This is a genomic window from Acinetobacter sp. NCu2D-2 (assembly GCF_001647675.1).
Lineage (GTDB): Bacteria > Pseudomonadota > Gammaproteobacteria > Pseudomonadales > Moraxellaceae > Acinetobacter.
The window spans coordinates 224343-245852 of record NZ_CP015595.1; the positions used below are offsets into that span (position 1 = coordinate 224343).

Annotated in this window: 20 protein-coding genes; all 20 read left to right on the forward strand. The window is 40.4% G+C overall.

The window, feature by feature from the left end; all coding sequences use genetic code 11:
• Positions 1–13 precede the first annotated feature (13 nt).
• The 20 genes from A3K93_RS14200 to A3K93_RS14295 all read left to right on the forward strand — a co-directional run bounded on the left by A3K93_RS14200 (position 14) and on the right by A3K93_RS14295 (position 21432).
• Positions 14–1147 (forward strand): amidase, encoded by a 1134-nt coding sequence (locus A3K93_RS14200; RefSeq protein ID WP_067732005.1) that lies wholly within the window; start codon positions 14–16, stop codon positions 1145–1147.
• Entirely contained in the window at positions 1144–2304 is a 1161-nt protein-coding gene (locus A3K93_RS14205) for an acyl-CoA dehydrogenase family protein (protein ID WP_067732007.1), read from the forward strand. Before A3K93_RS14200 ends, A3K93_RS14205 begins: the two co-directional genes overlap by 4 nt.
• Before the next feature lie 48 nt (positions 2305–2352).
• Positions 2353–2712 carry an IacB protein gene (locus tag A3K93_RS14210; protein ID WP_067732009.1) on the forward strand — a complete coding sequence of 120 codons (360 nt, stop codon included), beginning with the start codon at positions 2353–2355 and terminating at the stop codon, positions 2710–2712.
• A 26-nt stretch (positions 2713–2738) separates the two neighbouring features.
• On the forward strand, positions 2739–3299 hold the full coding sequence (locus A3K93_RS14215; RefSeq protein WP_067732011.1) for a nuclear transport factor 2 family protein: 561 nt from the start codon (positions 2739–2741) through the stop codon (positions 3297–3299).
• 13 nt (positions 3300–3312) lie between these two features.
• On the forward strand, positions 3313–4590 hold the full coding sequence (locus A3K93_RS14220; RefSeq protein ID WP_067732013.1) for an aromatic ring-hydroxylating oxygenase subunit alpha: 1278 nt from the start codon (positions 3313–3315) through the stop codon (positions 4588–4590).
• 10 nt (positions 4591–4600) lie between these two features.
• Positions 4601–5086 carry an aromatic-ring-hydroxylating dioxygenase subunit beta gene (locus tag A3K93_RS14225; RefSeq protein ID WP_067732015.1) on the forward strand — a complete coding sequence of 162 codons (486 nt, stop codon included), beginning with the start codon at positions 4601–4603 and terminating at the stop codon, positions 5084–5086.
• Positions 5087–5096: 10 nt separating this feature from the next.
• Positions 5097–5834, forward strand: coding sequence for an SDR family NAD(P)-dependent oxidoreductase (locus A3K93_RS14230; RefSeq protein WP_067732017.1), 738 nt, complete (start codon positions 5097–5099; stop codon positions 5832–5834).
• A 20-nt stretch (positions 5835–5854) separates the two neighbouring features.
• Positions 5855–6808, forward strand: coding sequence for a PDR/VanB family oxidoreductase (locus tag A3K93_RS14235; protein WP_067732019.1), 954 nt, complete (start codon positions 5855–5857; stop codon positions 6806–6808).
• Between the two features lie 33 nt (positions 6809–6841).
• Complete coding sequence (locus A3K93_RS14240) at positions 6842–7798, forward strand: p-hydroxyphenylacetate 3-hydroxylase reductase component (RefSeq protein ID WP_067732022.1); 957 nt, start codon at positions 6842–6844, stop codon at positions 7796–7798.
• A gap of 344 nt (positions 7799–8142) precedes the next feature.
• Positions 8143–9414 (forward strand): OprD family outer membrane porin, encoded by a 1272-nt coding sequence (locus A3K93_RS14245; protein WP_067732024.1) that lies wholly within the window; start codon positions 8143–8145, stop codon positions 9412–9414.
• 38 nt (positions 9415–9452) lie between these two features.
• A complete protein-coding gene (locus tag A3K93_RS14250; protein WP_067732026.1) occupies positions 9453–10595 on the forward strand; it encodes an ABC transporter substrate-binding protein in 1143 nt (380 codons plus the stop codon).
• A 101-nt stretch (positions 10596–10696) separates the two neighbouring features.
• Entirely contained in the window at positions 10697–11734 is a 1038-nt protein-coding gene (locus A3K93_RS14255; RefSeq protein ID WP_067732028.1) for a branched-chain amino acid ABC transporter permease, read from the forward strand.
• Positions 11731–13533: a branched-chain amino acid ABC transporter ATP-binding protein/permease gene (locus A3K93_RS14260; RefSeq protein WP_067732030.1), complete on the forward strand. Its 1803-nt coding sequence runs from the start codon at positions 11731–11733 to the stop codon at positions 13531–13533. Before A3K93_RS14255 ends, A3K93_RS14260 begins: the two co-directional genes overlap by 4 nt.
• On the forward strand, positions 13530–14309 hold the full coding sequence (locus tag A3K93_RS14265; protein ID WP_067732032.1) for an ABC transporter ATP-binding protein: 780 nt from the start codon (positions 13530–13532) through the stop codon (positions 14307–14309). Before A3K93_RS14260 ends, A3K93_RS14265 begins: the two co-directional genes overlap by 4 nt.
• A 41-nt stretch (positions 14310–14350) precedes the next feature.
• Complete coding sequence (locus tag A3K93_RS14270) at positions 14351–15358, forward strand: ketopantoate reductase family protein (RefSeq protein ID WP_067732194.1); 1008 nt, start codon at positions 14351–14353, stop codon at positions 15356–15358.
• On the forward strand, positions 15355–16101 hold the full coding sequence (locus tag A3K93_RS14275) for a class II aldolase/adducin family protein (protein WP_067732037.1): 747 nt from the start codon (positions 15355–15357) through the stop codon (positions 16099–16101). The genes A3K93_RS14270 and A3K93_RS14275 overlap by 4 nt, the downstream gene beginning before the upstream one ends.
• An 18-nt stretch (positions 16102–16119) precedes the next feature.
• Positions 16120–17121: a TauD/TfdA family dioxygenase gene (locus A3K93_RS14280; RefSeq protein ID WP_067732040.1), complete on the forward strand. Its 1002-nt coding sequence runs from the start codon at positions 16120–16122 to the stop codon at positions 17119–17121.
• Positions 17122–17258: 137 nt separating this feature from the next.
• The gene (gene feaR, locus A3K93_RS14285) at positions 17259–18185 is read left to right on the forward strand and encodes a transcriptional regulator FeaR (protein WP_067732042.1); all 927 of its coding nucleotides are present in this window, start codon (positions 17259–17261) and stop codon (positions 18183–18185) included.
• Between the two features lie 107 nt (positions 18186–18292).
• On the forward strand, positions 18293–19894 hold the full coding sequence (locus A3K93_RS14290) for a GMC family oxidoreductase (protein ID WP_067732044.1): 1602 nt from the start codon (positions 18293–18295) through the stop codon (positions 19892–19894).
• A gap of 50 nt (positions 19895–19944) precedes the next feature.
• A complete protein-coding gene (locus A3K93_RS14295) occupies positions 19945–21432 on the forward strand; it encodes an aldehyde dehydrogenase family protein (protein WP_067732046.1) in 1488 nt (495 codons plus the stop codon).
• Positions 21433–21510: the final 78 nt, after the last annotated feature.

Sequence of the window (21510 nt, forward strand, 5' to 3'; positions counted from 1 at the left end):
ATGGAAAAGTGAATTGAATAGTGTATATAAAACGATACTAATCGGTTCAGGCCGAAATCGTGTAGTCATTAAAGATTCTATTGATATTGAGGGGTTACAAACAACTTTGGGGAGTTGTTCGTTACTTGATGTGGCACCAGCTACTGAAAATGCAGAAGTGATAACACATCTACTTCAACATGATTGTCAAATTGTGGGTAAAGCGGTCATGCATGAACTTGCCTACGGAATCACAGGAATCAATCAGCATTTCGGAACACCGACTAACCCTAAATATCCGGAGCTTATTCCAGGTGGATCATCAAGTGGTTCTGCAACAGCAGTCGCTGAGAATATAGCTGATTTTAGTTTAGGAACAGATACCGGTGGATCGGTTCGTATGCCTGCTGCTTGTTGTGGTGTATTTGGGCTAAAACCAAGTTTTGGGCGTGTAAGTCGCATCGGTGTACATCCTCGAGATACTTCACTGGATTGCGTGGGTCCGTTTGCTAACTCTGTTGAAAAAATTGAGTTGGCGATGCAGTGCATTGATCCGAGTTTTACGCCTGTAAGTACACCTGATCATGGACCTCGCTTAGCGATGCTAAATGTTGATGCTGAAGCAGTTGTTATATCGACGTTGGAAGCAATCTTACAAGATGCAGAAATTCAATATGAAGTCGTTGATGCACCTTCGCTTAAAGACGCTTTCGATGCAGGGATGCATGTTATTAATTATGAAACATGGCAAGCCTTTGGTCATTTAACCGAGACAGGAAAAATTGCGGATGATGTTCAACAGCGTCTGCTCAAAGCATCACAGACAACTTCAGATCAAGTGGAAAAAGCCAATCTGGTTCGTGAAAAATTTCGAAAAGAGATTGATGACCTGCTTAATCAATTTGATGCCATTTGCTTACCGACATTACCTCAAATTCCACCGAAAGTGGTTGATGCTGCCAATACCGTTGCATTCTTGAATTTAACGGCATTGGTTCGCCCATTTAATTTATCTGGTCATCCTGCAATCACCATTCCATATGAAACAGCGCAGGGGTTACCTGTGGGATTGCAATTAGTGACGAAACACAACGCAGATGAACAACTCTGTGCAATTGCAAAATATATATCAGATGCGACTAAATCCGCACAAGGAGCTAGATCATGAACTCTTTAGCTGTCAAAAAACCAAAAATAGAAACGACTGATATGACAGCGTTATGTCAGGAGATTAAAACTCGTGCATGTACTGGAGAGTTTGATAATCAAGGCTTTGTTTCTCAAGATATTATTGAAAAATTGAGAGCAGCTGGAATTTATCGTGCACTGGTCCCAGCACGTTTTGGTGGCGATGAATGTTCTCCAAAACAGTTCTGTGAATGTATCGAACGTTTATCGATGGCAGATGGATCAGTAGGTTGGGTCGCAAGTTTTGGTATGAGTCCAGCATATTTAGGCTGTTTACCAGAATCAACCTTAGAAAAAATTTATGAAAATGGACCAGATATCGTTTTTGCAGCGGGCATATTTCCACCGCAACCTGCAGAAGTGACAGAACAAGGTTTTAAAGTCAAAGGTCGTTGGAAGTTTTCAAGTGGCTGTTTAGGTGCAGACATTATTGGGGTTGGTATCGCACCCAAAAAAATCAATGAGGCATCTGGATTACCACGTATTGCTGTTATGCCTTCAAACCAATTGAAAATTGAAATGACTTGGGACACTGTCGGTTTAAAGGGTACAGGTAGTCATGATCTTATTGTTGACAATGTTGAAGTAAGCGAAGACTGGACATTTGTCCGAGGTGTGGCTTCATCTTTGCCTGAGCCTTTTTTTAAATATCCTTCTCTATCGTTCGCAACACAAGTCCTTACTGTTGTAGGCATTGGTGTTGCTGCAGCAGCTCTTGAGGAATTTAAGCTTTTAGCACCTGGTAAAGCATCTATTACTGGTGGTTCTGAAATTGCCAATCGTCCCGTCACTCAGTATGAATTCGCACAAGCTGAAGCTGAGTTTCAAGCTGCCCGTTCTTGGTTCTACCAAACTATGGACAGTGCATGGGCAACCATCTTGAATGGTGAAAAACCAAGTCCTGAACAAGTAAGTAATATGCGTCTTGCATGTACGCATGCTGCTCGGACCAGTGCAGAAGTTGCTCGAAAAATGCAGATGCTTGCCGGCATGACCGCGATTTATACAAACAACCCATTTAGTCGATATGTTAACGACGCCAATGTCGTGACACAGCATGCATTTATGGGGGATGCAACGTTATTAAATGCAGGTGCGATGAGCTTTGGTCTACCACCTACACCTGGTTATCTGTAATTCAACACACTCAATCAAATTTAAAATGAACTAAAAAGGAAAAATCTCATGGAAAAAAAATCACCTTTACGCGTTTTGTTCTGCATGGGTATTAATCAAAACTTTTTCGATGCAGTACCAGAAGAAGCGAAAGCAGTATGGGCTGCATTTGGGGAAATGTGGAATGGTATCCATGATTTACCAGGTGTGCACGTTTACGGCAACCTTGACGATGACCAAAGTATGGTAGGACCTAGTACAGGATTCCCTTGGACAACGTATTTACTTGCAGATGTTCCAGATATTGAGACTGTACATGCTGCTTGCAATTTGATGCGTACCACAGTTGTCGGTGAAGGACCTTATAAACTTTGGAAATACTGCAAAATCGAAGCACGCGTGGGTCGTGAATTGATCATTCAACGTTAAGTTCAAGCTGTTTGAAGGTGAATAGAATGGATGTCAGTAAGCAAGAACTCACACAGTTAATTCAACGTTTAGAAGAACTTGAAGCTGTGAATGCAATTCGAAATTGTATAAATCGCTATATGGAGATTTGTGACCATTTAGACGCAAATACCAATCTTGATGAACTGATGTCGCTTTTTGATGCTGACAGTATCTGGGAAGGAATTGGCGAGAAATATAGTCAAAGTTTTGGGCGTTATACAACATGGCAATCGATTTACGACATGTTTAAAAGCTATACGCAAAAAAAATCACACTTTGTCATGAATGCCCATTTTGTGAGTTCTGAACAGATCTATGTTGAAGGCTCAACTGCTAAGGGGAGTTGGTTGATGCTTCAGACGTCAACGTTCCAGCATCAGCAAAGCCATCTTACTGCTGCCAAATTGACTATTGATTTCTGTAAAGATGCCAATGGTCAATGGAAGATCAAACACTTTCAAACAGAAAATATTTTTAGTCGTCCCGTAGATTACTGGAACAGCACTGCTGAATTGCCTGTACCTGAAGCCAAAAGTGCAGAAGTAAACGCTCAGGACGCAAAGTAAATAGGAAATAGATATGAATAGCCTGATTCCAACACAAAATATCGAAATTGATTACAACGAACTTGTTCAAAGTGACCGTGTACATACGTCACTGTATAAAGATCCAGCCATTTTTGAAGAAGAAATGGAAAAAATCTTTTACAACACTTGGGTATGGGTTGCACATGCCAGTGAACTTCCTGAAGCAGGAAGCTATAAAACGATTAATGTAGGTTTACAGCCTGTTGTCGTTGTACGTGACCGTAAGAAAAAAGTTCATGTACTTTTAAACCGTTGCCGTCACCGTGCCGCGACAGTATGTGAACATAAAAAAGGTAAAACCAATAGTTTCGTTTGTCCTTATCATGGTTGGAGCTATGCATTAGATGGCACATTACGTGGCGTACCATCTCCGGAAAGTTATGGCGAATGCTTAGACAAATCTGAACTCCCTATGGTGAGTTTACGTGTCGAAGAATATAACGGCATGATCTTCGCTACATTTAAACAAGACATTGAGCCGCTTGTAGATTTCCTTGGTCCTGCTAAAAAGTGGATTGATCTGTTCATGAAACAGGGTGCAGGCTACCCAGTCAAAGTCTTGGGCGAACATCGCTTTACCTTCCCTGGTAACTGGAAGATTCAGTTAGAAAATACAACGGATGCTTACCATTTCCCATTGGTACACAAATCATTCCTGAGCTCTGTTGACGAAAAAACTGAAGAACTTTTCAACTTCGAAAATCAGCCTGGTTATGTTGAAGATCTTGGAAATGGTCACAGTGTCATGGTCATGATTCCTGAACTGATTGATCTCGAAGAAGAACTAATGGAACGCCCAATTCAAGAGCGTTTCGAAGAGCTGGCACAAGCACTTCGTGATGAAGGACATGAAGAACTTGAAGTACGACGTATCTGCCGAGCTGTAGGTGGTACGGGCTTCAACCTGAACATCTTCCCGAATATCGCATGTTCAATGGCATTTTTCCGTGTTATGCAGCCTTTAGCAGTCGATAAAACTGAAATTCATCACTCTGTTATTACGATGGATGGTGGACCTCAAATTGCCAACCAATATCGCTTACGTCTACACGAACACTTCCAAGGACCGTTTGGCTTTGGTACGCCAGATGATGCCGAGGCTTGGGAACGCGTACAAAAAGGCTCAAATGCAGGCAATGATCTTTGGATCATGCTACATCGCGGATTACCCGGTGAAGTTAAAACTGAAGATGGTCTGAAAAGTGATGTAAGTGCTGAAACAGGTATGCGCGCTGCTTATCAGCAGTGGAAAAAGATTATGACGGCTTAAGGGGAATGCAATGAAAATCGACGTAAATTTAGTAAATGAAGTAACCGCATTTATCTGGGCAGAAGCGGATATGCTCGACCATTCGGATTACCAAACTTGGTTAGCATTATGGGAAGAGCAAGGTCAGTATATTATTCCAATCGACCCAGCCTTAACCGATTATGAAAACCATCTGAACTATGCATATGACAATCATCATATGCGTCAACTACGTGTTGAACGTTTAGAAAATGGTGAAGCGATTTCGACATCTCCAAAAGCGAATACAGTGCGTAGTTTATCGCGTGTACGCATTCTTCAAGAACAAGATGGTGAGATTATCTTACGCTGTGCACAAAACTTGCGAGAATTCCGTAAAGAAAACTTGCGTCATTACACAGCAGATGTGATTTACCACTTGGTACGTGATGAAGAATATGGTTTCAAGATTCGTCGCAAGGTGATTAACCTCATTAACTCAACCGATACCCTAGCGGGTATCAGTTACATCTTGTAATGGAGTGAATATGAAAAAAGTCGCTTTAGTTACAGGTGCAGCTTCAGGTTTAGGTTGGACCATTGCAGAACATCTTGCATCACTTGATTATCAAGTCATTGTTTCAGACGTAAATCCTAATCTTGCTCAACAAAACATTGCAAGTAGTCAGTTTTCAGAAAATATGTCTGCGTTAAAGCTCGATATTTCTGTACGTGAAGATTTTGAAAACGCGGTCAATTATGTAGAGCAAAATTTTCAGCAATTAGATGTTGTTGTCAATAATGCAGCTGTGACAAAAGCGACACCTGTACTTGAAATCACTGCTGAAGAATTCGACTGGGTATGTCAGGTGAATCAGCGAGGAACTTTCACTGCTTGCCAAGTCTTTGGTCAATATATGGCGAGCAAAGGTTATGGCCGTATGATTAACCTGTCTTCCCTTGCAGGTCAAAATGGTGGGACAGCAACAGGTGCACACTATGCAGCGTCTAAGGGTGCAATCACCACTTTAACCAAAATTTTTGCCAAACAATTTGCTGCACAAGGTGTGACCGTTAATGCAATTGCACCGGGTCCAATGGATTCACCTATGGTTCGCCAGGTAGTCGGTGAAGAAAATATTGAAAAATTTGTAACCAATATCCCCGTACAGCAACTCGGTTCTATGCAGTTTATTGCACAAACAATTGCACTATTGGCTCAGCCTGAAGCAGCGTTTGTAACTGGTGCGACTTGGGATATTAACGGGGGCTTGTTTATGCGCTAACAGCGTATAAGGAGATAAATATGACGGATTTATTTGATGTAGTACTCCAAAGCCGCCGTGTAGAAGGTGGCACAATCGCAGTACTGGAATTGGCATCTGCGAATGAAAATACACTCCCTGAAATCGAAGCAGGTGCACATATTGATGTGCATTTGCCGAATGGTCTAATACGCCAATATTCACTTTGCCAAGATCCTAAACAAGTCGGCATTTTTCGACTCGGTATTTTGAAAGACCCTCAGTCACGTGGTGGTTCAACATGTGCATTTGAGCAACTGACACCAGGTATGCAGTTGCAGGTGAGTGCACCAAGAAACTTATTCCCATTGGTTGATGCTTCCCACTCAGTGTTGATCGGTGGCGGTATTGGCATTACACCACTCATTACCATGGCATATGAGCTACTGGCTCAGGGCAAATCCTTTGAATTACATTATTGTGGCAGTAGTCGTGATCGCTGTGCTTTCGTCGAAGAAATAGAACAGGGATCACTTGCACCATTTACAACCTTCCACTTTAAAGCAGAAGGTTCAAGTCATCGCGAATATCTTAACCAGCATATTAAGCAATTAGATGCTCAATCTCATATCTATACATGTGGCCCGAATGGCTTTATGGATTGGGTTATTGATTTGGCTAAATCGAATCACTTTGCGGATCAGCAGATCCACAAAGAATATTTTAACGTCGAAACAGATGTCACAGGCGATAGCTTTGAAGTCGTTGCACAGCGCAGTAATAAAATTATCACAGTTGCAGCGGATGAAAGTCTGATCGATGCGTTAGCGAGAGAAGGCATCAAGATTGAGAAATCATGTGAACAAGGTGTGTGTGGTACATGTTTGTGTGATGTATTAGAAGGTGAGCCTGACCACCGTGATGTGTATTTAACGGATGAAGAAAAAGAAGAGAATGACCAAATTTTAGTATGTTGCTCTCGTTCTAAATCTGCTCGTCTCGTCTTAGATATTTAAGACTAGGCATAAAAGATAAAAGGAATGAATATTATGACCACATTATCACAAACGCAGTTTAGCGTTGATCCGATGAAGTTTAGACGTGCACTCGGTAATTTTGCGACGGGTGTGACAATTATGACGGCACAAAATGCAGCGGGTGAAAAAGTTGGTGTGACTGCCAATAGCTTTAACTCTGTGTCATTGGATCCATCTCTTATTTTATGGAGTATCGATAAAAAGTCTTCAAGCTATTCTGTTTTTTCTGAAGCGACACATTTTGCAGTCAATATTTTGTCCGCAAGTCAAATTGAATTATCAAATAAATTTGCACGTCGTACAGCAGATAAATTCGAAGGTGTAAACTTTGAATTGGGTGCAGGCAATGCCCCTTTACTAAGTAATTGTTCGGCTGTGTTTGAATGTGAAAGACATCAGGTTATTGAAGGGGGAGATCACTGGATCATTATTGGTAAAGTTGTGGCATTCCATGATGAAGGTCGTAGCCCACTTGTTTTCCATCAAGGTGTGTATTCAGCGGTTACACCACATCCAATGGTTCAACTCAAACAGTCTATTCAAGAAAATGAACTTGGTAAAATTAATCATGGTTACCTCAATGAGAATGTGTGCTTTCTCATGAGTCGAGCATTTAAATTCTATCAAACCGACTATATTCCTAAACAATTAGGTAGTGGCTTTAGAACCAGTGAAGCAAGACTATTGTTAGTATTGGGAAGTGGCACGACTTCAAGTAAAGCTGACTTGCCGCGTGACATTGCGATGCCAATGGAACAAGTTGAACGCGCTGCAGAAACATTAAAAAAAGATGGTTTATTAATTGAGACTGAAGAATTCTTCCAACTCACTGAAAAGGGGCAAGAAACTGTTCACACCCTGTTTGATATAGCAAATAAGCACCAAAATGAGGTGTTCTCAAAATATAGTGAAACAGAGCGAGAAAATTTCACAAAAATATTAAGAGATATTGCTGGAATTGAGTCTTAAAATCCCTTAAAAACACCAAATAAGTCAGTGATATTTATATAAAAAAAAACAGATATTTATATCGCTGGCTTAATAACAATAAAATTCACATAAAATAATAAATTTTGGCACGGAATTCGCTTAAGTTAATCATTGCAAATTACATTGAATATTCTCTATTTTAGGTATTTTAATATACTTATAAGATAATTGAATTTTCTATGGAATTATAAAAGAATCGAAGTGCATCATTAAGTATTACAACTTAAAAATGCGAAGAGTTCTGCAATAAAAATATTCCTCGCCAGCCATTCCAAATATGCCAGCGAGACTTAAAAATTAATTTGATAAGAAGGTCAATAAAGATGGATTTAGCAGTCAAAAAGGGGAACCAGCACCGTCTAAAATACTTGCCAGCCTATACGTTATTGGCATTGTGTTGTAGCAGCGCTGTATATGCTGATTTTGTCAAAGATAGTGAAACATCATTAAACTTTAGAAATTTTTATTTAGAACGTGACTTCGATGGAGCTGCGCCAGATATTGGTAGCTGGTCACAAGCTGCAGGCGTAAAATTTTCATCAGGCTATACAGATACGCCACTTCAAGTGGGTTTAGATCTCACTGCAAATTATGCACTTCGCCTATCAGATAAAAATGAAGAGCGCCCAGACACTGTTTTACCTTTTGAAGATGGCAAACAAGTCCGTGATTATTACAAATTAGGTGCAACGCTTAAACTGAAATATCAAGACTCAGAACTACGCATTGGTGAGTTGATGCCACGTAGTCCAGTCGCTTTCATCGATGACTCGCGCCAACTCGTGACAACCTATGCAGGTGTAGCTTTTGAAACCAAGGCGATTGATAACTTAAAACTTTCTCTTGGACGCATTACTCATATTAATGCGCGTAATGAAGATTCTTTCGAAAAATTAAGTTTATTTGTGCCGAATGGTCCACGTTTTGAAAGTGATGGTCTGAATTATGTAGGACTAGATTATAACTTTAGTCCGAGTGTGACCGGCGCATATTGGTATGGTCAACTTGAAGATATTTACCAGCAGCATTATTTAAATGCAGCTTATAGTACTCAAGTTGGCAGTAGTAAGCTGAAATTAGATGCTCGTTACTTCAATAACAGTGAAGCAGGTGATGCTTACTACGGTAAAATTGACAGTCAAACCTTTGGTGTCCAAGCCAATATCAATAACGGACCACATACCATCACTGCTGGTGTGCAAAAAAATAAAGGTGATAGCTCATTCCCAACATTTGCAGGCTATGCACCTCAGCCATATCTACATACTTGGTCGTTACTGGGATTCATCAAACCTGAAGAATTAACTTACCACATACTTTATTCATTTGATTTTAAAGAGTTGGGTGCGCCTGGCTTACGTGCTACAGCACGCTACTTACATGGTAGTGATATTTCACGCCCTGGCTTAAAAGATAACCAAGAAACTGAAACCAACTTTGTTCTTGGTTACACCGTTCCTGAAGGCAAACTCAAAGGTCTTGGTCTGGAATGGCGTTATATCGATACAACGACAAAATATGCAAATGGAGCGAATACGGCAGGCACCGATTTTGTTGAGAACCGTATCATCACGACTTACACCTACAAATTCTAAGTAGTAAACGACAAAAAATCCAAATCATGGAGATACAGATGAATTTAAAAAAACTATTAATGGCAAGCTGTGTTTTAGCTGCTGCAGGTTCAACTCAAGCTGATATTACCATTGGCGTTGTTACATCATCATCTGGCCCAGTTGCTATGGTGGGAATTCCACAAAAAAACAGTATTGCGCTACTGCCTAAGAAAATTGCTGGCGAGAATGTACGTTATATTTCCCTAGATGATGCCAGTGATCCTACAGCATCAGTCAAAGCCGTTGAAAAACTGATTAAAGAAAATAAAGTAGATGCGATTATTGGTCCATCAGGTTCGCCAAATGCAACTGCTGTCATTGGAACGATTGCAAAGGCACAAGTGCCACTTTTAGCACCTGTTGGTACATCATCGATTGTTCAGCCAATGACTGAACAAAAGAAATGGGTATTTAAAACGACTCAAAACGACGAGATTATTGCTGAAGCCCTAGTTCAGGACATGGTAAAACGTAAAATTAAAACTTTAGGTTTTATTGGCACGGCTGACCCATATGGTGAAAACTGGGGCAAAGTTCTTACAGCATTAGCCACTCAACACGGTATTAAAATTGTCGCGAAAGAATCTTTCCAACGTCAAGATACTTCATTGACAGGTCAAGCCCTCAAACTCATTAGTCAGAAACCACAAGCGATTTTAGTTGCTGCTCCAGGTAGCTCAGCGGTACCGCCACAAGCAGCGCTTTATGATCGTGGATATCGTGGCCAAGTTTACCAAACTCACGGTGCTGCATTGGATCAGTACTTGAAACTTGGTGGTAAGAAAGTCGAGAACACGATTTTGGCAGCCAGCTTAATGTTGGTCATTAATGAAGTATCTAACAGTCATCCATCTAAAAAGGTTGCGGTGAAATATATCAATGACTACAAAGCGAAGTACAAAGAAGTTCCTGCGACATTTGGCGCTAACGTGTACGACGCAGGATTGTTACTTGAAAAAGCAATTCCTACCGCATTGAAAAAAGCCAAACCTGGTACTGTTCAATTCCGAACAGAATTAAGACAAGCACTTGAAAATACAAAAGAAGTTGCAGGAACTCAAGGCGTTTATAACATGAATGCCAAAGATCACAGTGGTTTTGATAAACGTGGTCGTGAATTGATTATTGTCAAAAATGGTCAATGGAAACTTCTTAAGTAATTCCTCTTTTTTTAGTTTTTATTCAATCAGCCCACCGAAAAGTGATGATCCATTCATCACTTTCGGGATGTTTCATCCGCGGGAATGGTTAGGAAGAAGTTATGGATTTGAATATCGCATTAATTCTCGGACAGGATGGTATTACCAGTGGTGCAATTTATGCATTATTGGCTTTATGCATTATCCTTGTCTTTACAGTCACACGTATTTTATTAATTCCTTTAGGTGAGTTTTCAGTTTTTGGCGCATTAACTTTAGCTTCCATTCAAGCAGGTCAACCGAGCTTAATTGTATGGCTAGTTGCCTTACTCTTCTGCATCAATACCGTCTTGGATCTTTATGCAAAATTCAAACATAACGCAATCTTTAATCATAAAGTCACATTATTGAGTGCGGTTTATATCGGGCTTGTTATTGCTGCAATGTATAACTTGCCGTTAGCAGAGCTTTCAATGTGGTGGCAAGTTCTTTTAACACTCGCAGTCATTACGCCATTAGGGCCACAGCTTTATCGTACTTTCTTCCAACCGCTCGTTGCTGCTAAACCGCTTGTTCTCCTCATTGTATCTATTGCTGTCCATGTTGTACTCGTTGGTATTGGGCTACTTATTTTTGGACCCAATGGTGCGCAAACCCGCCCATTCAGTGATGCGTCATTTGAATTGGGTAGCTTAATGGTCAATAGCCAAACTTTAGTGATCATTGCAGCATTCTTTATCCTGATATTTTTATTGTGGTATTTCTTCGAAAAAACTTTATACGGTAAAGCACTTCACGCAACAGCGGTAAACCGTATTGGTGCTCAGCTCATGGGTATTTCACCGATTTTTGCCGGTAAATTGACGTTTGTTTTGGCTGCGTTTATTGGTGCACTCTCTGGAATTTTAATTGCACCAATTACAACACTGTATTACGACTCGGGTTTTGTCATTAGCTTAAAAGGATTCGTGGGTGCAATCATTGGTGGTTTGATCAGTTTCCCTGTTGCAGCAATTGGTTCACTTGTAGTGGGACTCATCGAAGCATTTTCTATGTTCTGGGCAAGTGACTACAAAGAAATTATTGTCTTCACACTTATTATTCCTTTCTTATTATGGAAATCTTTGACTGCTCGTCACGTCGAGGAGGATGAAGAATGAAATCGAAATATTTATTTTTAGCCTTCGCATTGCTGGTATTTGTTAGTCCATTCTTCTTACCAACTTATCAAGTGACCTTACTCAACTATATTGGTTTAAATGCATTGGTTGTGCTGGGTTTGGTACTCCTCACTGGTGTGGGTGGAATGACCAGTTTTGGTCAAGCAGCACTTGTTGGGATTGGTGCATATGCTACGGCATATCTCACTGTGACTGAGCAGCTTCCATCGTTTCTTGCATGGACTGGTGGTAATCCTTGGCTTGGTTTATTACTCGGGGTTGCGATTACCTTAATATCAGCAATTATCGTTGGCGGTTTAACGCTTAAATTATCTGGTCATTATTTGCCATTAGGTACGATTGCCTGGGGCATCTCACTTTATTATTTCTTCTCAACTATCGAGTCTTTAGGTGGGCACTCTGGAATTTCAAATATTCCAAGTATCTCAGTTGCAGGCTTTGCTTTTGACAGCAGCAATAAGATGTACTACCTCATTTGGTTGATCTTATTCCTGGCCATTATTATTACCAAAAACTTGCTTAACTCTCGTGAAGGTCGTGCAATTCGTGCCTTGAAAGGTGGACAAGTCATGGCTGAGTCGATGGGTGTAAATACATTCCGCTCAAAAATGATGGTGTTTATCACAGCATCGTTGTTTGCCTCTGTTTCTGGTTGGCTCTACGCCCATACTCAAAGTTTCATTAATCCGACACCATTTGGTTTACAAATGGGGATTGATTACTTGTTTATGGCGCTGTTAGGTGGTGTTGGCAGTATTTGGGGTGCTGTATTAGGTGCAGGTATTTTCACCATGGTACGCCAATGGCTTCAAGATATTCTTCCGATCATTTTTGGCAGCGAAGGGCATTATGAAACGATTTTCTTTGGGCTCATTATTATTATCTTGATGCAAAAAGCACCTGCAGGTTTGTGGGCTTTCATCGTCAAATATACACCGCGTCGTTTTAAACCTGTTGATATCCATCCAACAATTCAGCCGGTTGCAAACTCTCTGAAAGAAACTGAAATCCCTGAAAAAGGCACGGTCATCCTTGAAGCAAAAAATATCACCAAAAAATTTGGCGGTTTAGTTGCAAACAATGAAATGAATTTAACGATTCATGCGGGTGAAGTCTTGGCACTTATTGGTCCTAATGGTGCGGGTAAAAGTACCATGTTTAATCAAATTTCAGGTGTGGATGTACCGACAAGTGGTGAGGTGATTTTCCAAGGTAAAAAGACCAATGGGATGCCATCTCGCGAGATTGCAAAACTGGGTCTAAGCCGCACATTCCAGCACGTTAAAATTTTGCCTGAAATGACCGTTTTAGAAAACGTTGCGATTGGTGCACATCTGCGTGGTGATAAAGGTCTTTTATCTTCGATGTTTTATCTAGATCGTGAACAAGAGAATGTGCTCTTGAACGAAGCAAAGACTCAACTCGAACGTGTGGGCTTAGGTGACTATTTATATGCTGAAGCGGGTAGTTTAGCGCTCGGTCAACAACGTATTTTGGAAATTGCACGTGCACTTTGTGCCAGTCCAAGTCTATTACTTTTGGATGAACCTGCTGCAGGCTTACGTTTTAAAGAGAAACAAGCTTTGGCTGAATTACTTTCAAAATTAAGACAACAAGGCATGGCCATCTTATTGGTTGAGCATGATATGGACTTCGTCATGAACCTTGCAGATCGTATTGTGGTTATGGAATTCGGTCAAAAAATTGCTGAAGGTTTACCTGAAGAAATTCAAAAAAATGAAGCTGTTCTCGAGGCATATCTTGGAGGTGTGGCATGACACTCATTACGACTAATCAAAACGATCAAGGTAAATCTTTACTCGAAGTCAAAAATTTGAGTGTGGCTTATGGCAAAGTCGAAGCCTTGATGAATTTTAATATGCGTGTCAACGAAGGTCAGATTGTATCCGTGGTTGGCCCAAATGGAGCCGGAAAAACGACATTGTTGTCGGCAATTATGGGTTTATTAGGATCGAAAGGTCAGGTGGATTTTGATGGTCATATTGATCAAGGTCCACAAGTTGAAACCATGGTGGTGAGAGGCCTTGGGTTAGTTCCAGAAAAACGGGAACTATTTGGCTCAATGAGTATAGAAGACAATTTAATGCTCGGTGCATTTCAGCGTTATCGACAGGGCGATCGTTCATTAAAGGATACCTTAGATGAGGTGTATACCATTTTTCCGCGTTTAAAAGAGCGTCGTGGTCAAGAGGCGGGCACACTGTCAGGGGGAGAGCGTCAAATGCTTGCGGTGGGACGCGCACTGATGGCCAAACCTAAATTATTAATGCTTGACGAACCAAGCCTTGGTTTAGCCCCCCTGATTACACGTGAAATTTTCAAAGTGATTGATCAGCTACGCGGACAAGGGGTGTCTATCTTGTTGGTTGAACAGAATGCACGTGCGGCCTTAAAGCTTGCCGATTATGCGTATGTATTAGAAATGGGTGAATTATCGATGCAGGGCAAAGGTAGTGAGCTTGTTGAAGATCCAAGAATCATCGAAAGCTATCTAGGTATTAATAGCAAACATCAAGATATTCTGGCGGTTTAATCGCAATTGCTGAGCATTGCTCAGCAATGACGGAGGCGATGATGCAACAATCAGTAAAAAAAATTTTGGTTTATGGTGCAGGGGCGATCGGAAGCGTTTTAATTGCACGCTTAACTATGGCGGGTCATCAAGTAAGTGTTATTGCGCGTGGGGAAACCTTTAATGTGATTTCCCAAGACGGGATTCATCTTGAGGATCTGACGGGTCATCATCATGTACAACCTTATCGGGTTGTACGGGATGTGACAGAACTTGAAGCGCAGGATTATATTTTTATTGCGACAAAGTTTCATGCACTGTCCGAGATAGCTCCTCAATTAGCAACATTATTGCATGATGATACTGTCGTGATTCCGCTCATGAATGGCATTCCATTTTGGTATTTCTATGGAATCGAACATTCAGGAGCACAAAGTCATATCAATACTTTGGATCCCGATGGGCAACTATCGAAGACTTTTCCTTTAAAGCATCTTATTGGCGCGGTGGTTTTTATTACTGCTCAACTCATTCAGCCTGGAAAAGTCAAATCAATTAATCCGTATTTATTAATTTTTGGTGAACCAAGTCATCAAATGAGTGAACGTCTGAAACAACTTGTTGAGTTATTCACTAACACAAATATTGAAGCAAGACCTGTTGAAGCAATTCGTGATCAAATTTGGACTAAGGTCATGGCAAACCTGAGTTCAAACCCATTGTCAGTAGTCGCGAATACGAGTCTGGATCAAATTTATTCACATCCACATTTACATCCAATTTCACGTGCGATAACCCAAGAAGTGAGACAAGTAGCAGCCTGTTATGGTGCACGCATTTCTATTGATCCCACCACCTTTTTAAAGCTAGGTGCAGAGATGGGACCTACCTATACATCGATGTGGTATGACTATCAAAAAAAACATCGTTTGGAGTTAGAAAGCATCGCTGATGCCGTTTTTGAGCTTGCTGAAGCTTATAACTGTGAAATGCCCATGACACGTTGTATCTACGGTCTTACAAAATTTCTTAGCACACAATCTTTAAAGCAAGAAGGAGCTGCATCATGAATTCACCTGTAAATCCTTTAAATGTTTCAGAGACGGAGTGGCAACTCCGTGTAAAGCTCGCGCATTGTTATCATCTTATTGATTTTTTTGGTTGGACTGAGACGATATTCAACCATATTTCTGCGCGGTTACCGGGTGATGAGCATTATTATCTCGTCAATCCGTTTGGATTAAATTACACCGAAATCACGCCTGAAAATTTATTAAAAGTCGATCTAAAAGGCAATAAAGTTGTGCCTTCAGAATTCGATGCTAATCCAGCTGGATTTGCTTTGCATAGTGCTGTTCATGGAGCACGTGATGACATTCGCTGTGTTATCCATACGCATACGACACCTATCAGCGCCATCGCACAGAAGAAACAGGGATTCAAGTACGATAATTTCTACGGTGCACAACTCTATGGTCGAGTGGGCTATCACACGTTCGAGGGGATTACACTCTTTGAAGATGAGAAACAGCGCATGATTGAAAGTTTAGGCGATCATCACATTCTTGTTTTACGCAATCATGGTGTTGCAGTGGGTGAAAGCAGTATTGAAAAAGCCTTTTTCTTACTTTGGACGGTGCAACGTGCTGCGGAAATTCAGTGTCAAGCTGATGCGATGCAAGGTGAAGATGTACCACTGACGGAAACAGTACAGCAGAAATGTGCAGATCTGACCCAAATGCTCATTCGTGAAAGTAGTTTCGCCGATAAATTTTTTAATGCCATGGTTCGTAAAATGCATGAAAAGCGTTAAATAACAGGAAGAACAATAATGGAAAAGAATTTAAGTAAAAATATAATTTTAACCACGCCTATTCGCGAAAAAACTGCGTGGATGGGGAAAGAATTAATTCAAAAAGATGATTGGATCTATCATCTATCCCAAGATGTAATAGCAGCATTAGATGCAAATTTAGCTGAAATTGAAGCTAAAAAACTCATGTTGAATCAGATTAATCACGGTCACCTTACGATTCAAGATACAAATATTTTAGCTGAATTTTCCAAATGGGCAGATGAACTTGAAAATGGCTATGGTTTCTTTTTATTAAAAGGCTTAGATGCAGAGCGCTATTCTGAAGATCAAATGGCGACACTCTACTATCTCATTGGTTTATATATGGGGCAACCCGTGACCCAAAATGCACGTGGTGACTTACTTGGGCGAGTTGAGAATGTGGGGGATCTAAAAAATAAATCCACCCGTGTGTATGAGACCAATGCTTATCTTCCTTACCATACCGATTTGTCCGATGTTGTGGGTTTATTGTCTATACGTAAGGCGAAACAGGGGGGCTTAAGCAGTCTAGTCAGTGCTGCGACGGTATATAACCAAATTTTGGAGCATTATCCTGAATATCTAGGTTATTACTATCACCCAACCTACTGTGATCATTTGGGTGATCCTGAACCAAGTTTGACGCCTATCTTTAGCTACTGGGAAGGAAAATTAAGTTGTCGCTATATGCGTGCTTATATTGAATTAGGTCATGAGCGTCGTGGAATTCCACTTTCAAGTGTTCAAAAACAAGCTTTTGATATCTTTGATCATTTCATCAATCATCCTGATCTACGAATTGATATGATGCTTGAGCCAGGAGATATGCAGTTCTGTAATAATTACAGTGTGATGCACTCAAGGACAGCATTTGAAGACTTTGACGAACTAAGCAAACGTCGCAAACTCTTACGCTTATGGCTAAAAATGCCAAATGCACGTAGCTTGGCGGAAGACTTCCCTGGTCGTAATGGCATTGAAGCCAAGGTCGCTTAATTCATCTTTAAGAGCATGCCTTGATGCAAGCATGCTCTTCGTCTTTTGTCTTGATCATAACAATCTAGAAGTCGTATGGCGCGCTTTTTGCTGTGCTCACTCATGTAAATCAAAACTTTATATAAATGTAAGATACGATGAATCATCATGTAAGACCTGAAATAGAAAAATGGAATCGACATATCCAAAAAGTTTGCGGGCATTTTGAAGCTGATTTTAAGGGCACTGGGCAACTATTTATTGGTGATGTCGAATCTTATCTACTCGGTAAAACTGAAGTAGCGTTTATCAGAAGTAATGCGGATAAAATTATTCGCTATGCAGATCAACCAGACAGAGTGAGTCAACGGTTTTGTTTTTTGATTTTGCAGTGGTCTGGCAGAATGATGATCAAATATCAGGATCAGACTTTACAATTGAACGAAGGCGATATTGTATTACTGGATCCTGAGCAAGATATCTCGATGTACCCAATAGGGCTCTTCAGTCACCTGTCTATCCACCTTTCACGCGATAAATTATTTGAACAGGGTATTCATCAAGAATATTTTGGCAAATTAAATACGCAAAATATGAGTGGGTTTATGCTCAGAAATCTACTTAGTAATATGTCTGTGGAAAATATTCGCCTTTGGTATGCGAATCAGGATGGAGAGGCATTCGAAGACGCAATTATTCCACTGATTAAACCTACCATTCATTACCCAGAATCTGCTCATCAAAATCAGCTAAAGCTTAAAATTGAACGTTTTATCATTGAGCATCTGAGTCATCCAAACCTAGCACCTAAAATGGTTGCTGAACAGATTGGAATATCTTTACGGCATCTTTATCGTTTATTTGAAGATCAACAATCCGTGCATGCTTATATTCAGCAGAAACGCTTGGAAAAAATCGCATTTGAGTTAAAAGATTATAAAAATAAGCATCTTTCGATTACTGAGATTGCAGGCCGCTGGGGATTTCCAGATAGTTCTCATTTTTGCAAAATTTTTAAAAAATATTATCAAGTTACGCCGAAAAAATACCGTGACGATTCACTTAAACAGGCATCAATAAAATAGAGGAAAAATGTCATTTTTGAACCACAAAAATGGCATTTCTAGACAAGTTTTTGTCTGTACGACATGGTGCAATCAAGAGAGATTAATTTAATTCTTGAGTGTAAAAAATGGAACAAGTATATGACTATGTCGTCATTGGGGCGGGTTCAGCAGGGTGCGTACTGGCGACTCGATTGTTAGAAGCAAAAGCGGGTTCAGTATTATTATTAGAAGCAGGTGAGGTTGATAAAAGTATCTTACATACCATTCCTGCCACTGTTGTTAAGGTTTTTCAGCAAAAATCCTGGCCGTATATGACTTTGCCACAAAAGCATTGTAATAACCGTGAAATGATTTTGGCCCAAGGTAAGGTGTTGGGTGGTGGTAGTTCTGTTAACGGTATGATTTATTGCCGTGGTCAACGTCAAGACTATGATCTTTGGGCGTCAGAATGGGGCTGCGACCAATGGTCATATCAAAATGTACTTCCATTCTTTAAAAAATCAGAAGCCAATGAATCTCTTGGAGATGAATATCATGGGCAGTCAGGCACATTACCTGTAAGCGAAAGTCGCTATCGACATCCATTAACATTGGCATGTATCCGTGCTGGTCAAGAAATGGGAATGAAATATGTCAATGATATTAATGGTTATGATCAAGCGGGTGTCGGCTTCTACCAAACCACCACGAAAAATGGCGAACGTGCAAGTACGTCAAAAACTTTCCTTAAGTCAGTCATCAATCATCCGAACTTAACTTTACTGACAGAAGCATTGGTTCACAAAATTGAGTTTGAGGGTGATGTTGCAACAGCTGTTCAATTTAGCCAGGCAGGCAAAGATCTACAAACAATTAAAGTTCGCAAAGAAGTGATTGTTTCCGCTGGTGCTATAGGTAGTCCTAAAGTATTGCTCCTATCCGGGATTGGCCCTAAACAACATTTAGATGAGGTCGGGATTCCATGTGTCAAAGAGCTACCTGTGGGAGAAAACTTCCATGACCATTTGCATATGTCGGTCAATGCTACGGTAACAACCGAAAATAGTTTACTTGGTGAAGATAAAGGACTTAAAGCGATTAAACACGGTTTGCAATGGTTAACTACACGAAGTGGTTTATTAACCAGTAATATTTTGGAAGGTGCAGGTTTTATTGATACGTCCAACTTTGGCCGTCCGGATGTTCAATTCCATTTCTTACCCGTATTAGACAACTTCGACAATACACCTGGTGAAAAAGCGGCTGCAGCAGAACATGGTTTGACCATTAAAGTGGGACATATTCAGCCTAAAGCACGTGGCACAGTACGTTTAAGCAGTAACAATCCAAACGATCTTCCAACGATTGATCCAAACTATTTAGGCCATGAAGACGACATTGCAGCCAATATACGTGCAGTACAGGCAGGACTCCGTTTACTTGAACAGCCTGCATTAAAGAGCATTGTCAAAGAAGTCGTTGAGCCGGCCGGTATCCATGCCGATGATACAGCTGCGATTGATCGTTGGATGAGACAAAACATTAAAACCGTTTATCACCCTGCAGGAAGTTGCAAAATGGGCAATGACCCTCAACATGCTGTCGTGAGTCAAGATCTGAAAGTACACGGTTTTAAAAATTTACGCGTTGTAGATTGTTCGATTTGCCCACAAGTTCCAAGTGGGAATACCAATGCTGTCGCAATCATGATTGGTGAGCGAGGTGCAGATTTTGTACTCAACGCTTAAATTTGAATACGACGAATAATAGTAAATATATTTAATAATTGGATGAAAAAATGAATCAGATTGAGATTTTAGAACAAGTACAGGAATTTGTTGCACGTCAGCATGGCCACTTTATTAATGGTCAATATTATCTCGATCAAAAAGAGCCCAGAATTGATATTACTAACCCAGCCACAGAAAAGGTGATTGCAACGATTGCAGATGGTTCAGCAACTTCGGTTGAAATAGCTGCAAAAAATGCACAAGACACTTTTAAAAATGTTTGGTCGAAAATGAGTCCTTATGAACGGGGTCTAAAACTCAATAAACTGGCGGATTTGATTGAAGTAAATGCAGAGGAATTAGCCCAACTTGAAACACTGACTGCAGGTAAACAGATCAATATTTCAAGACATCTTGAAGTGGCCCAAACAGTTATTTTCTTAAGACATTTTGCCAGTAATACAACCAAAATCGAAGGTAAGACGATTCAACCTTCACTTCCTTCAATGCAAGGTGAACAATATACAGCATTTACATTACGCCAACCTGTTGGTGTAGTGGCTGGTATTGTGCCTTGGAACTTCAGTTTAATGATTGGTGCATGGAAGATAGGCTCAGCGCTATCGACGGGCTGTACTATCGTACTCAAACCGAGTGAATTTACGACCTTATCTGTGTTACGTATCGCGGAACTCGCAATAGAAGCAGGTATTCCTGCGGGTGCAATTAATGTTGTGACAGGTTTAGGTCTAACGGGTCAACATTTAATTGATTCTTCATCTGTGCAAAAAGTTTCATTTACAGGTTCTGTGCCTACAGGTATTCGTATCGGGCAACAAGCCATGCAAAATGATTTGAAGCGTGTAAGTTTAGAATTGGGTGGTAAAAATGCAGCTGCTTTATTAGCAGATGTGAATATTGATGAGATTCTTCCTATCCTCATTCAATCGACATTTGTACATCAAGGTCAAGTATGTGCAGCCCCTGAGCGTATTTTCGTGCATCAGTCTAAGTACCAAGAATTGGTTACTAAAGCTTCAGCTGTTTTAGAAAGCATGCCAATCGGTTCACCTCTAGATCCTTCTAATGTGTTTGGTCCATTGTCCAATAAACCTCATTATGAGAAAGTAAAATATTATTTAAATTTAGCGAAAGAAAAAGGTCAAATTTTAACTGGCGGAGAAATTCTTGATGGTGAAGGTTATTACATTACACCTGCGCTAGTTAAAGTTGATGATGTCAATGATCCTTTATTCATTGAGGAAACATTTGGTCCTGTGATTTCAGTCATCGCCTTTGAGGATGAAGACCAGCTCATTGATATGATCAATGACTCGCGGTTTGGATTGGCTGCTAGCGTATGGTCAAATGATATGAGTAAAGTAATGCGTTTAATTCCAAAAATTGAAGCGGGAAGTGTATGGGTGAATATGCACACCTTCCTCGATCCTGCAGTACCCTTTGGTGGAATGAAAGCATCAGGACTTGGACGCGAGTTCTCAGATGCATATATTGATGATTATACTGAGATCAAGTCAGTGATGATGCGCTTTTAAAAATTGCGTTAAAAAAGCCTCAAAGATTTTTTGAGGCTTTTTAATGAAAGCGTAATTATTTTCTTACTGAAGACTATA

Excerpts from the sequence above, each read along its gene's own strand:
- A3K93_RS14205 (WP_067732007.1), top strand. The coding sequence starts at position 1,144 with ATGAACTCTTTAGCTGTCAAAAAACCAAAAATAGAAACGACTGATATG.
- A3K93_RS14210 (WP_067732009.1), top strand. The coding sequence starts at position 2,353 with ATGGAAAAAAAATCACCTTTACGCGTTTTGTTCTGCATGGGTATTAAT.
- A3K93_RS14215 (WP_067732011.1), top strand. The coding sequence starts at position 2,739 with ATGGATGTCAGTAAGCAAGAACTCACACAGTTAATTCAACGTTTAGAA.
- A3K93_RS14220 (WP_067732013.1), top strand. The coding sequence starts at position 3,313 with ATGAATAGCCTGATTCCAACACAAAATATCGAAATTGATTACAACGAA.
- A3K93_RS14225 (WP_067732015.1), top strand. The coding sequence starts at position 4,601 with ATGAAAATCGACGTAAATTTAGTAAATGAAGTAACCGCATTTATCTGG.
- A3K93_RS14230 (WP_067732017.1), top strand. The coding sequence starts at position 5,097 with ATGAAAAAAGTCGCTTTAGTTACAGGTGCAGCTTCAGGTTTAGGTTGG.
- A3K93_RS14235 (WP_067732019.1), top strand. The coding sequence starts at position 5,855 with ATGACGGATTTATTTGATGTAGTACTCCAAAGCCGCCGTGTAGAAGGT.
- A3K93_RS14240 (WP_067732022.1), top strand. The coding sequence starts at position 6,842 with ATGACCACATTATCACAAACGCAGTTTAGCGTTGATCCGATGAAGTTT.
- A3K93_RS14245 (WP_067732024.1), top strand. The coding sequence starts at position 8,143 with ATGGATTTAGCAGTCAAAAAGGGGAACCAGCACCGTCTAAAATACTTG.
- A3K93_RS14250 (WP_067732026.1), top strand. The coding sequence starts at position 9,453 with ATGAATTTAAAAAAACTATTAATGGCAAGCTGTGTTTTAGCTGCTGCA.
- A3K93_RS14255 (WP_067732028.1), top strand. The coding sequence starts at position 10,697 with ATGGATTTGAATATCGCATTAATTCTCGGACAGGATGGTATTACCAGT.
- A3K93_RS14260 (WP_067732030.1), top strand. The coding sequence starts at position 11,731 with ATGAAATCGAAATATTTATTTTTAGCCTTCGCATTGCTGGTATTTGTT.
- A3K93_RS14265 (WP_067732032.1), top strand. The coding sequence starts at position 13,530 with ATGACACTCATTACGACTAATCAAAACGATCAAGGTAAATCTTTACTC.
- A3K93_RS14270 (WP_067732194.1), top strand. The coding sequence starts at position 14,351 with ATGCAACAATCAGTAAAAAAAATTTTGGTTTATGGTGCAGGGGCGATC.
- A3K93_RS14275 (WP_067732037.1), top strand. The coding sequence starts at position 15,355 with ATGAATTCACCTGTAAATCCTTTAAATGTTTCAGAGACGGAGTGGCAA.
- A3K93_RS14280 (WP_067732040.1), top strand. The coding sequence starts at position 16,120 with ATGGAAAAGAATTTAAGTAAAAATATAATTTTAACCACGCCTATTCGC.
- feaR (WP_067732042.1), top strand. The coding sequence starts at position 17,259 with ATGAATCATCATGTAAGACCTGAAATAGAAAAATGGAATCGACATATC.
- A3K93_RS14290 (WP_067732044.1), top strand. The coding sequence starts at position 18,293 with ATGGAACAAGTATATGACTATGTCGTCATTGGGGCGGGTTCAGCAGGG.
- A3K93_RS14295 (WP_067732046.1), top strand. The coding sequence starts at position 19,945 with ATGAATCAGATTGAGATTTTAGAACAAGTACAGGAATTTGTTGCACGT.